An 11,826-nucleotide genomic window follows, 5' to 3' on the forward strand; every position below is an offset into this window, starting at 1 on the left:
AAGCGGAGTATCCATGCTCGATCAGGCTCAAAAAGTTCTCAAGGCGGTGTTCGGCTACGATGCCTTTCGTGGCGAGCAGGCCGCCATTATCCAGCGCGTGGCAGAGGGTGGCGATGCGCTGGTGCTGATGCCCACCGGCGGTGGCAAGTCGCTGTGTTTCCAGGTGCCGGCGCTGTTGCGTGAAGGGCTCACGGTGGTGGTGTCGCCGCTGATTGCCTTGATGGATGATCAGGTGGCGACTCTGGACGAGCTGGGGGTAGCTGCAGTCGCACTGAATTCGACCCAGGATGCCGGCCAGCAGCGCGAGATTGCCCAACGCATCCGTGCCGGCGAGATCAAGTTGCTCTACGTGGCCCCGGAACGCCTGGTGCAGCCGCGCATGCTGAATTTTCTGCAGGGGCTGAAGATTGCCCTGTTTGCCATCGACGAAGCCCATTGCGTGTCGCAGTGGGGACACGACTTTCGGCCTGAATACCTGCAACTGGGCCAGCTGGCCGAACTGTTCCCCGGCGTACCACGCATCGCCCTGACAGCTACTGCCGATCTGCGCACCCGTGAGGAAATCATCCAGCGCCTGCACCTGCAGGGCGCAGAGCGCTTTCTCGCCAGTTTTGACCGGCCGAACATCTTTTACCGCATTGTGCCCAAAGAGCAGCCACGCAAGCAGCTGCTGGCATTTCTCGGCGAGCGCAAGGGCGATGCCGGGATCGTCTATTGCCTGTCGCGCAAGAAGGTCGAGGAAGTCGCGGCGTTCCTTGCCGAACAGGGGTATCCGGCGCTGCCGTACCACGCCGGCCTGAGCAATGACCTGCGCGCCTATCACCAGAAGCGCTTTCTCAACGAGGAAGGCCTGATCATGGTCGCTACCATCGCCTTTGGCATGGGGATCGACAAGTCCAACGTACGCTTCGTCGCGCATCTGGATCTGCCCAAGTCGCTGGAAGCCTATTACCAGGAAACCGGTCGTGCCGGTCGCGACGGTCTACCGGCAGATGCCTGGATGGCTTACGGGCTGCAGGATGTGGTGATGCTCAAGCAGATGCTCAACAATTCGGAAGGTGATGAGCGGCACAAGCGTGTCGAACAGCACAAGCTGGAGGCCATGCTCGGCTTGTGCGAGGAAATCCGCTGCCGGCGCCAGGCGTTGCTGGCCTATTTCGACGAAGTGCTGGCACAGCCTTGCGGCAATTGCGACAACTGCGTGGATGGCGTGCAGACCTGGGATGCCACCGAACCGGCGCGCCAGGCATTATCGGCGATTTTCCGCAGCGGCCAGCGTTACGGCGTAGGTCATCTGGTGGATATTCTGCTGGGGCGTGACAACGAGCGGGTGCGCACCTTGGGCCATCAGCACCTGTCGGTCTTTGGCGTCGGCAAGGCGCTGGGTGAGGGCGAGTGGCGTACGCTGTTTCGCCAGCTGGTGGCCCGCGGCCTGGCGGATGTCGACCTGGATGGCTATGGCGGTCTGCGTCTGACCGAGCGTTGCCGGCCACTGTTGCGTGGTGAGGTCGGTTTGCAATTGCGCCGCGATCTGTCGAGCAAATTGCCGAAAGCGGCTGCCAGCAAGGCCAGCCAGCTGGTACGCAGTGATCAGCGCGAGCAGTGGGAAGCCTTGCGCAGCCTGCGCCGCAAACTGGCGGAAGAGCACAGCGTGCCGCCCTATGTGATTTTTCCCGACTCGACCCTGCTGGAGATGCTGCGGCAGCAGCCTGCTTCATTGGCGGATATGGCCCGGGTCAGTGGCGTGGGTGCGCGCAAGCTGGAACGCTACGGCGAGGCTTTTCTGGCAGTCCTGGCAAATAACGAGCCGGTTGCAGAGGTAGTGGATCTGCGTCACGAACTGGTCAGTCTGGCGCGGGCCGGGATGACCCCGGCGCAAATAGCCAGCCAACTGAAGTGCTCGGAAAAAAACGTCTATACCTTGATGGCAGAGGCCATTGCCAGCCAGCAATTATCCCTGGAGCAGGCACTGGATTTGCCCGAGGATCTGCTCGGTGAAATCCAGGATGTGTTTCTTGACGGGGAAGGGCAATTACCAAGTGTCGCTTCGGTTGCCGGCAGCTTCGCCGGTCAGGTCAGTGAAGGGGTGTTGCAGTGCGTCAGGGCAGCGTTGCAGGTCGAGTTCGAAGCGAGTCAATGATCTGGCGTTACTACCCGGACTTTTTGCACAGCACTTGTAACCGGCCGTTCGGGAGGCGCTATGGCTGAGGCCAATACATGGCTTGAAGAGGTAAGTTCGAGCCCATATGCCGCACAGCTGGCCAAAGGCTTTGCGCTGTTGCGCTTCGACAAGCGGCTGGAATCTGAATTCCGCCGCTTCAGTCTGCGGCAGAATTACCGCCTGCGTCTGTGGTACCTGTATTTCGCGATCGCCATGTGGCTGCTGTTTGCCGTTGCCGATCAGCTATGGGCGCAGTCAGGCGAGCGCTGGTGGATGCTGCTGGTGCGGCTGCTGAGTCTGGGTGTGCTGCTGGCACTGATCCGGCCAATGCAGCTGACAAAGGATGAGCGCAAGGTCGACCGGCTGGTGATTTACGCGCTGCTGGTTCTAAGTGGCAGTGTTGCGGTCATCGTTGCCATCGGACATGCGGTGAATCAGGCATACCCCTATGAAGGGCTGATCCTGATCATTTTCTCGATTTACTTTCTGACCGGTTTGCGCCTGGCCCAGGCAGTAACCGTGTCCTTGCTGCTGGTCCTGTTTTACGCACTACTGGATATATGGGCCGGATATCCGCCGGATGTGCTGGTCAGGAACCTGCTGTTTCTGTTGTCCGGGAACCTGATTGGCGCGATGGGTTGTTACCTGCTCGAGTACAAATCCCGCGAGCACTTTCTGCATCATCACCTGATGCGTGAACTGGCTGACCATGACAGCCTCACCGGTTTGCACAATCGCCGCAGTTTCGCGCGAAAGTTCGAAGAACTATGGCGTCAGGCGCAGCGGGAGAATGCCGATCTGGTGCTGTTGCTGGTCGATGTGGATCATTTCAAGGCATTCAACGATTGTTATGGCCATCAGGCAGGCGACTCTGCACTGCGCAAGCTGGGTCAGGTCATCCGGCATGCCGCGCGGCGGCCGCTGGACATAGCGGTACGCATGGGCGGGGAAGAGTTTGCCGTACTGCTATATGGCATGAGTGCAGAACAGGCTCTGCTGCATGCCGAGGCGCTGCGAACGGCCGTGCTGGAATTGGCCATTCCCCACGCGCGCTCGACGGTTGCCGAGGTGTTGAGCATTTCAGTCGGTCTGGCTTGCGTCAGGCCGGAAGTGGCCAGGCCCATGTCGGTGCTGTACGAACGTGCCGACAAGGCCCTGTACCGGGCCAAAGCCAACGGGCGAAACCAGGTCGTGCAGTGGGATCAGGTGGGCCAGGTGGCAATTAATTGACGTTTTCGCTGCCAGCTGGTATTTCACTGTTATGGCTTGCAACATATTTAGCCCGCAAGGGGCTATCCTGTTACTGGAATGTACAGCTGTACGTTCACCCGTTTTCGCTGAGTGCTGTTGGCGAAGACTGACGGGGTTTCTGTCGCTGCGACAGTCCAGTGCAATTGAACAACGGCGCAACAAAAGTGCTTGTCTGGCAGAATCAGGCTGGATGATGCGGAGGTAACATGGCTCGAGTTCGCAAACTTATTTTATCCATTGCTTCAGGTTCCGTTCTGTATTCGGGAATGGTGCCGGCTATTGGCCTGGGTGAGATAACCATCAATTCAGGACTCAATCAGCCACTCGAGGCTGAAATCGAGTTGCTGGAAGTGGGCGACCTGAGCGAGAGCGAAATGCGCATTGCCCTGGCGCCTGCGGATGTGTTCCAGCGTGCCGGGGTTGACCGCACTTCGTTTCTCGATGACCTGCGCTTCACCGCACTGTTGCGCGGTAACAAGAGTGTTATCCGGGTTGTCTCGAGAAAGCCGGTGAGGGAGCCCTATCTGAATTTTGTGGTCGAAGTGGCCCGTCCCAGCGGTCGCCTGCTTCGTGAATATACCTTGCTGATTGATCCGCCCGAGAGTCTGGCCAATCGCCCGCAGGCTGCCGGCTTTCAGCGCAATAGCGAGCCGGCTGCGCCAAGCATGGTATTGCCGCAGGTGGCCGCAACCCCGCAGGCTAGTCAGGGCAATACCTATCAGGTTGTCAGCGGTGACAGCCTGTGGAAAATTGCCAGACGTCTGCAGTCTGCCGGCAGCCAGGTTTCCCTGCCGGATCTGATGGCCGATATCCACGCCTTGAACCCGCAGGCATTCGTTGGCGGGAACATAGACCGGCTGGTATCCGGGGCAACTCTATTGCTGCCCGACCGGGCCAATCCTGCCCCCAGCGCACCGCTAGCCTCTGCCCAGCCTGCTAGCCAGACCGAGCCGCTGGCACCTTCAACCGAACAGCTTTCCGCGGCGGTTGCTCCTGAAGAGGTTGCCCGGGTCCAGCAGCAGCTGGATGAAGTCCAGGCTGCACAGGATCAGCAGAACCTGCAGTTGCAGCAGCAGATGAGCGAGCTGCAGAACCAGCTGGCAACCTTGCGCGAGCAGGTGTCGAGCAAGGATCAGCAGGTAGCGGCACTCCAGTCACAGTTGCAGCAACAGGCAAAGCCCGCCCCCGCAGCTGTCAGCGAGACCGTCATGGTGTCTGCCAATACTGGCGGTGCGCCTTCGGGCTGGTTTTCCGGTTGGCTGTTCGGCCTTGGAAGTGGCGGATTGCTGGCCGCGATTATTGGCGGGGTTTTCTGGTGGCGGCGGCGCAGTCAGCCTGAGCCGGAGCCCGAGAGGGTCTTTTCGGAGTACCAGAGGTTGCAGCCATCGCTGGGCCTGCCGCCAGTTCGCAGCAGGGTGATGGAACAGCCTGAGCCGCTGGCAGAGCCTGCCGCTGAACCGGTTGCTGCAGTACCCCCGAAACCGCTGGAGAAACAATCCGCCGTTGTGGCTGAGCCGGACGCGCTTGATGGGGCCAATATCTATATTGCTTATGGCCGGCTGGATGAGGCGCGGGAGGTGCTCGAACGCAGTCTGGAGCAGGAGCCCGGGCGCAACGAAATACGTTTGCGGCTGCTCGAGCTGCTGGCCAGGATGGGCGATAGCGCGGCCTTCGAGCGCCATGAACGTCTGCTGATTGCCAATGCCAATGCGAGTGATCGGGCTCTGCTGGAGCGTATCAAGATTGCCCACCCGAACTTTGCCGAAGATCAGGAAGGGGCTGATGACCCGCTGGCTGAAGCGGTGTTGCATCTGGACGGGGCAGTTGCGCCCGAGGCAGGACGCAACCAGCTGGAGGATGCGCCGTTGAATCTGGACAACCTGGAGCTTGATGAGGACTGGGGGCTGACCAGCCCGTTTGATCCGTCAACGCCGGAAAAGCCAGAGCTCGTGGAAGAACCCATCAGTGGCAAGCTGGAGTTGCCGGAAGTGACGGATATTCCTGCAGAGGCCGGCGCACAGGTGTTTTCCCCGTTTGCCAACTTTCATATCAAGAGCAAGCCGGCTGACGAGCTGTTGCATGGGGGTTCGCTCGAAGCAGGCGTGCCGGAAAAACAGAATTCGGCCAGGGATCTGGATCATCTGGCCGGTGACCCGCAGAGTATTTCCCGCCTGAACATGGCGCTGGCTTACATCGATCAGGGGGACCTGCAGAGTGCCTGCAATATCCTCAACCAGCTGATCAGCGAAGGCGATGACAAGCAGAAGAAACAGGCCCGCGAGATTCTTTCACGCATTGCCTGAGCGACAGGCTTGATGCAACGCCGCCGGACTGGTTCTGGCGGCGTTGTTTTTTCAGCGCAGAATAATCCAGAGGGCTGTCGGGGGCCGTTGCATGCAGCACAAGGCAATCATCGAAATACGTTATTGCACGCAGTGCCAGTGGCTGTTGAGAGCAGCGTGGCTGGCCCAGGAGCTGCTCAGCAGCTTTTCCGAAGATCTGGAGCGGGTCGCATTGCTGCCGGCTACGGGTGGTGTGTTCAGCATCACCTGCAACGGCCAGCAGATCTGGGAGCGCAAGACCGATGGTGGTTTCCCTGAAGCGCGGGTGCTCAAGCAGCGGGTGCGTGACCTGATTGATCCGGCACGGGATCTAGGCCACAACGACAAAGTCTAGAGATTCAGGGCGAACAGCTGACAATCCGTGCAGGCGGGCGCTGCCCGGACGGATATTCGCCCGGGCTGTCGAGGCTGTTCGTGAACTTAGCGGATGATTTTGTCGCGCAGTTTTTCTGCAGCCTGATTGAGTGCCTGGATCACCCGGTCCTTGTCGAAGTTCTGGATGCTGTTGGTGTCCAGATACATGGAAAAACCGGGCAGTTCGTGTTCGAGATAACTCGAGGTGGCACCCAGATCGCGGCGAAAATCGACAATCTGGTAGACCTGAACCGGGCGCGTGAAGCCTTTCACGGTAGCCTGGCCCTTGTCACGGCACATGATCACGTCTTTGGTCAGTGAGTAGGTTTCGTGGGAAATAAGTATCTCGCCGGCCTCCGCACTGCTTTCCAGGCGACTGGCCAGATTCACTTCGCGGCCGATGATGGTGTAATCCATGCGCGTATCGGCGCCAAAATTACCCACGGTACAAAATCCGGTATTGATGCCCATGCGGATTTCCAGCGGTTTGGTAATGCCGCGGGCACGCCATTGCTGGCGCAACACCTTCATGTGCTTGCGCATGGCAATGGCCATGGACACGGCAGCCACGGCATCTTTCTTGGCGCCCTGGGTGGTGGGGTCGCCAAAGAACACCATGACGCTGTCGCCGATGAACTTGTCGATGGTGCCGCCGAATTTCAGGGCGATTTTCGACATTTCATTCAGATAGTTGTTGAGCAGCTCGGTCAGTGCCTCGGCTTCCATCTCTTCGGTCAGTTCGGTAAAGCCGCGGATATCGGAAAAGAATACGGTGAGTTTCTTGCGCTGGGTTTCCAGGCGTACGGTCTTCTTGCCGCTGAAGATGGATTCCCACACCTGTGGCGACAGGTACTTGGCCAGATTGCGTGCCAGTCTGGCAGCCTTTTCCTGCTCAACTTTGAGCTCGGTGCGGGCAGCGCCCAGATGCAGGCCCTGCTGGTAGATGAAGTAGGCGATCAGGCAAATGAACGATGCGGAAAAGAACAGGCTGACTATCGAGACGACAACCGGGGTTTCCAGGCGCAGTGAGCTTCCGGCTGCCGGTCCGATCACCAAGGCGCTGCCGCAGCTGATCAGCAGCACCAGCAACATGGAACGCAGACCGCCAAGGATCATGGCAATGAAGCACATGATGGTCAGCAGCATCAATCCGGGTACTGCCGGGTAGTCGAGCAGTGCGATGGCAATGCCGCAATTCAACGCGTCAAGCAAAAGCAGGCTCAGCCCCATTTGCCGGGGATTAACCCGGTTGAAACGCTTGCTCAGCAGTTGCGCGACATGGGGATAGAGCAGTGCATAGGGCACCATCCAGAGAATTTCATAGCTGAAATGCTGCATGTAGGTGCCGGCAGCGATGGTGGCCGCGGCGGCAAGATAGGCCAGGATGCGCGAATAATATTCCCGCAGCAGGAAGTTTCTGGCGGGATCGGTCATTCGGGGAAAGCTTTCTTTCATGGGTGGATGCTGGTGCCTCAGGAGGTATTGCCGTGAACTACAAGGGTATTGCTGTGGCAAGGGGGCGATCATAGCCAACCCTTGCCTGCGCGCCAAATGCATTCGCCCGGATGCGCGGTTTCACCGCTGGAAGGTAGTGCTTTGCAAAGGATCAGTGATGCCCGGCTGGCCCAAGCATCCGCGCCGCATTCACCCATTGATCGAAATCTTCTGGCTTGACCAGCCCCAGACCTGAAGCCGCTTCGCGTAGTGTCAGGTTCTCGCTATAGGCCGTTTTGGCAATCTGCGCCGCCTGGTCATAACCGATATGCGGGGTCAGGGCGGTCACCAGCATCAGGCTGCGCTGCAGGTTGTCGGACATGCGCGAGATATCTGGCTGCAATCCGGCCAGGCAGTGCTGCTGAAAGTTGTTGCAGCCGTCGGCCAGCAACTCGATGGATTGCAGCAGGTTGAAGATGATCACCGGTTTGAACACGTTCAACTGCAGGTGGCCCTGGCTGGCGGCGATGCTGATGGTCATGTCGTTGCCCAGCACCTGGCAGGCCAGCATCGACAGGGCTTCGCACTGGGTCGGATTGACCTTGCCGGGCATGATTGAGCTGCCCGGCTCGTTGGCCGGCAGACGTACCTCGGCAAAGCCCGCGCGCGGTCCCGAAGCCAGCAAGCGCAGGTCATTGGCCAGTTTCATCAGCGTACAGGCCAGTGTTTTCAAGACGCCGGACAGCAGCACAAGGGACTCGTGGCCTGCCAGTGCGGCGAACTTGTTGGGTGCCGAGGTGAAGGCCATGCCGCTGAGTTCGCTGATTTCAGCGGCCATGGCGGCGGCGAAGCCTGCCGGCGCGTTGAGTCCGGTGCCCACCGCAGTGCCGCCCTGGGCCAGCTGCAGAACAGCCTGCTGCATCTGCTGCAAGGCTTCTTCGGAGTACTGCAGCTGGGCAACGAAGGCGGACAGTTCCTGACCAAAGGTGATCGGGGTGGCGTCCATCAGGTGGGTGCGGCCGATCTTGATCAATCCGGCATGCTGTTCGGCCAGCTGCTCAAGGCCACGGCGCAGATTGCCCAGGGCCGGCAGCAGGCTGTCTTCGACGGCCCTGGCGGTAGCGATGTGCATGGCTGTTGGAAAGCTGTCGTTGGAACTCTGCGCCAGATTGACGTGATCATTGGGGTGCACCGGAGTTTTCCCGCCACGTCCGGTGCCGGCCAGCTCGTTGGCACGCCCGGCGATCACTTCGTTGACGTTCATGTTGCTTTGTGTGCCGCTGCCGGTTTGCCAGACACTCAGCGGAAACTGCTGCTCATGCTGGCCGGCCAGTACTTCATCGGCAGCCTGTTCGATCAGTTGCGCGATGGGTTGCGGCAGCTGTCCCAGGCGGCAGTTGACTCGCGCTGCGGCTTTCTTGATCAGTGCCAGCGCCTGTATCACGGCCCTGGGCATGAGCTGCTGGCCAATGGCAAAGTTGCCCAGCGAGCGTTGTGTCTGCGCGCCCCAATAGGCCTCCTCAGGTACTTCCATGTCACCCAGGGTGTCGCTTTCGATTCTGTTCATGACTGTACTCCAAGCCTGCGCTTACCCTGAGTCTAGGCCTTTGCCGGGAATGCGGCCGGCACATGCAGATCATCGCTCCGGCTTGAGCCGCAGGCGCGGAGAGCGCAGAATGTGCCTCCCCGGAAGATCCGGTGCCCACAACCCATCAAGGATCAATCATGCTCAACGTTCGTGCTTTTTTTGCTGCGCTATTGCTGGCACTGATCAGTACCCAGGCCATGGCCGATGCTGCCAGCCATGCCGCTGCGGCCAAGCAGTTGCTCAAGCTGGTGAATGCCGACCAGATCGCCGGCCCCTGGTACGGCCAGGTAAACCAGATGTTTGGCCAGCGCTTTGCTGAAACCCAGGCCCCGGAAAGCAAGAAGGCCGTCCTCGAGCGCTATCAGGCCAAGGCCGATGCAACGCTGGACAAGGCCGTCGGCTGGGACAAGCTCGAGCCGGAAATGGTCAAGCTGTACACCAAAGGCTTCAGCGAAGCGGAGCTCAATGAGCTGATTACCTTCTACAAGTCGCCGCTGGGGCAGAAAGTCCTCAAGCAAATGCCGGCACTCTTCGCCGAGTCAATGAAAATGACCCAGGCCAAGCTGGAGCCTGTGGTGCCGCAGATCAATCAGCTGCTTGAGCAGATGACCAAAGAACTGGCGCCGAAGAAGTAATTGCGATGAGTATGCAGCAGCGCATCCTTCAGGCCCTTGAGTCCACGCAGGCGACCTACCTTGACGTGCAGGACGAGAGTCACCTGCATAGTCGCGGGCTGGAAACCCATTTCAAGGCCGTGGTGGTCAGCCCGCTGTTCGACGGTCTGAATGCGGTCAAACGTCATCAGCGCGTCTATGCCACGCTGGGTGAGCTGATGGGACAGGTACATGCCCTGGCTCTGCATACCTACACCCCGGGGGAGTGGGCGGAGCAGGGCGCAGCCCCGGCTTCACCCACCTGTCGTGGTGGCAGCAAGCATGATCAGGCGCAGTCCTGACGACTGTGCCCGGTTAGTTCTACACATTGCGCCGGCATTTGCCGGCGCAGTTGTTTAATCCCCGGTCCGCCATTTGCGTTGGCGAACACTGGAGCTTTCATGAGTAACAACATTGTTGTGGCGGCACTCTACAAGTTCGTCACCCTGGCGGATTACCCCGAGCTGCGCGAGCCGCTGCTGCAGGTCATGCTGGCCAATGAGATCAAGGGCACGCTGCTGCTGGCCGAAGAGGGCATCAATGGCACGGTTTCCGGAAGTCGCGCAGGCATAGATGCGCTGTTTGCCTGGTTCAGGGCTGATCCGCGACTGGCCGATGTCGATCACAAGGAATCCTACTGTGACGAGCAACCCTTCTATCGCGCCAAGGTCAAGCTGAAGAAGGAAATCGTCACCCTCGGCGTGCCCGGGGTGAATCCCAACCTGCAGGTGGGCACCTATGTCGAGCCACAGGACTGGAATGCCCTGATCGATGACCCGGAAGTGCTGCTGATCGATACGCGCAACGACTACGAAGTGGCAATCGGCACCTTCAGTGGCGCCATCGACCCGAAGACCACTTCGTTTCGCGAGTTTCCCGAGTACATCAAGAACCACTTCGATCCGTCCAGGCACAAGAAGGTCGCGATGTTCTGCACGGGTGGCATTCGCTGTGAAAAGGCCTCCAGTTACATGCTCGGCCAGGGTTTTGCAGAGGTATTTCATCTCAAGGGCGGCATCCTCAAGTATCTGGAAGAAGTACCCGAGGATCAGACCCGCTGGCAGGGCGATTGCTTTGTCTTCGATAATCGCGTGACGGTACGGCATGATCTCAGCGAAGGTGATTTTGACCAGTGCCACGCCTGCCGCACACCGATCTCGGCAGCTGACCGGCTTTCCGAGCACTTCGCGCCGGGTATCAGCTGCCCGCATTGCTGGAATAACCTGAACGAGAAAACCCGCGCCAGTGCCCGTGAACGGCAGAAGCAGATCGAGCTGGCCAAGGCACGCAACCAGCCGCACCCGCTGGGGCGGCGCTACGACGAGTAAGTGTTTCAATCAGCCCCGGGCCGGATTTGCAGCGGCGGCCGGTCTAGCGGAGAGAACGACTGATGACGGTACGTCTGTTGTATGTGATGGATCCGATGTGTTCCTGGTGCTGGGGTTTTGCTCCGGTGCTTGAAGCGCTGGCCGAGCAGGCAAGTGAAGCCGGCGTCGGCCTGCATCTGGTCGTCGGCGGGCTGCGTTTCGAGCAGCAGGCGCTGGATGAGGCCGGGCGTGAACGCATTCTCGGCCACTGGCAGGCGGTGCAGGCCAGTACCGGCCAGTCATTTGATTTTGTCCGCGGGATGCCGGACGGCCTGGTGTACGACACCGAACCGGCCTGTCGAGCGCTGGTGGCTGCCCGTCAGCTGGATCCGGACAAGGTCTGGCCGTTTGCGCAGCTGATCCAGCAGGCGTTTTACTGCGAAGGCTGCGATGTCAGCCGGGCGGCCGAGTTGCGCCGGCTGGCAGGTTTGGCCGGCCTGCAGGAGATGGAATTTGCCGATGCCTTTGACGACCATGCCAGTCATACCGCTACCCAGAGCGACTTCAGCTGGGTGCAGGGTCTGGGTATCGCCGGCTTTCCCACCCTGCTGGCGCAGAATGCGGGCATGACGGCGCTGCTGACCAACGGCTATCAGCCGCTGGAGAGTCTGCAGCCCTTGCTGGGGCGCTGGCTGGAGCATCTGCAGCAATCTAGACTCCAGGGATAAGGCGCAGG

At 59.8% G+C, this 11,826-nt stretch carries 10 protein-coding genes; 8 read left to right on the forward strand and 2 right to left on the reverse strand.

Features of this window, described 5'->3' with window-relative positions:
• The first annotated feature begins 13 nt into the window (after positions 1–13).
• From recQ to BLT89_RS05245, 4 genes are all read left to right on the forward strand, one after another.
• Entirely contained in the window at positions 14–2,140 is a 2,127-nt protein-coding gene (recQ, locus tag BLT89_RS05230) for a DNA helicase RecQ (RefSeq protein ID WP_090193430.1), read from the forward strand.
• A gap of 60 nt (positions 2,141–2,200) precedes the next feature.
• The gene (locus BLT89_RS05235; protein ID WP_090193431.1) at positions 2,201–3,391 is read left to right on the forward strand and encodes a GGDEF domain-containing protein; all 1,191 of its coding nucleotides are present in this window, start codon (positions 2,201–2,203) and stop codon (positions 3,389–3,391) included.
• Between the two features lie 227 nt (positions 3,392–3,618).
• Entirely contained in the window at positions 3,619–5,715 is a 2,097-nt protein-coding gene (locus BLT89_RS05240) for a FimV/HubP family polar landmark protein (protein WP_090193432.1), read from the forward strand.
• Between the two features lie 91 nt (positions 5,716–5,806).
• Positions 5,807–6,088, forward strand: a complete 282-nt coding sequence (locus tag BLT89_RS05245; protein WP_090193433.1) for a SelT/SelW/SelH family protein — start codon at positions 5,807–5,809, stop codon at positions 6,086–6,088.
• Between the two features lie 86 nt (positions 6,089–6,174).
• Here BLT89_RS05245 and BLT89_RS05250 read toward each other — a convergent pair whose 3' ends face one another.
• Together BLT89_RS05250 and BLT89_RS05255 are read right to left on the reverse strand one after the other, a co-directional pair.
• Positions 6,175–7,563 carry an adenylate/guanylate cyclase domain-containing protein gene (locus BLT89_RS05250; protein WP_090193434.1) on the reverse strand — a complete coding sequence of 463 codons (1,389 nt, stop codon included), beginning with the start codon at positions 7,561–7,563 and terminating at the stop codon, positions 6,175–6,177.
• A gap of 151 nt (positions 7,564–7,714) precedes the next feature.
• Positions 7,715–9,109, reverse strand: a complete 1,395-nt coding sequence (locus tag BLT89_RS05255) for a class II fumarate hydratase (RefSeq protein ID WP_090193435.1) — start codon at positions 9,107–9,109, stop codon at positions 7,715–7,717.
• A 158-nt stretch (positions 9,110–9,267) separates the two neighbouring features.
• On the opposite strand from BLT89_RS05255, the gene BLT89_RS05260 reads away from it, so the two are divergent.
• The 4 genes from BLT89_RS05260 (at position 9,268) to BLT89_RS05275 (ending at position 11,818) form a co-directional block, all read left to right on the forward strand.
• Positions 9,268–9,765 carry a DUF2059 domain-containing protein gene (locus BLT89_RS05260; RefSeq protein WP_090193436.1) on the forward strand — a complete coding sequence of 166 codons (498 nt, stop codon included), beginning with the start codon at positions 9,268–9,270 and terminating at the stop codon, positions 9,763–9,765.
• Positions 9,766–9,770: 5 nt separating this feature from the next.
• The gene (locus tag BLT89_RS05265; protein WP_090193437.1) at positions 9,771–10,085 is read left to right on the forward strand and encodes a BolA family protein; all 315 of its coding nucleotides are present in this window, start codon (positions 9,771–9,773) and stop codon (positions 10,083–10,085) included.
• Between the two features lie 99 nt (positions 10,086–10,184).
• A complete protein-coding gene (trhO, locus tag BLT89_RS05270; protein ID WP_090193438.1) occupies positions 10,185–11,111 on the forward strand; it encodes an oxygen-dependent tRNA uridine(34) hydroxylase TrhO in 927 nt (308 codons plus the stop codon).
• Positions 11,112–11,173: 62 nt separating this feature from the next.
• A complete protein-coding gene (locus tag BLT89_RS05275; protein WP_090193439.1) occupies positions 11,174–11,818 on the forward strand; it encodes a DsbA family protein in 645 nt (214 codons plus the stop codon).
• Positions 11,819–11,826: the final 8 nt, after the last annotated feature.

Origin of the sequence: Pseudomonas pohangensis, assembly GCF_900105995.1 — a bacterium.
Classification (GTDB): Bacteria; Pseudomonadota; Gammaproteobacteria; order Pseudomonadales; family Pseudomonadaceae; genus Aquipseudomonas; species Aquipseudomonas pohangensis.